Below are 208 nucleotides of genomic sequence, written 5' to 3'. Positions count from 1 at the left end.
CCAGCCGCACCACAGCGCCAGGATGACCAGCCCGCCGGCTGGGGAGACGATGTCACTGACCACCTTCATTACCGGCGTCAGCGCCGCTGAGCGGGTGTCGTCCTCCAGGTGCTGGTCCCACTTCAGGTCGTGCGGCTGGATCAGCGAGGTGTGGGCCGCCGCCAGCCCCATCGCGATCGCTGCCACGAACAGGAGAACTGAGTAGCGC

Annotated in this window: 1 pseudogene; it reads right to left on the bottom strand. The window is 67.8% G+C overall.

Annotated elements, in window-relative coordinates:
- Positions 1-186 (bottom strand): annotated as a pseudogene (locus tag C6N31_RS43470) (phosphatase PAP2 family protein); the annotation flags it as partial.
- Positions 187-208: the final 22 nt, after the last annotated feature.

This window comes from Streptomyces fildesensis, assembly GCF_016107395.1.
Taxonomy (GTDB): domain Bacteria; phylum Actinomycetota; class Actinomycetes; order Streptomycetales; family Streptomycetaceae; genus Actinacidiphila; species Actinacidiphila fildesensis.
The sequence above is the reverse complement of the archived record's forward strand: the minus strand, read 5'-3'. Positions and strand labels throughout refer to the sequence as shown.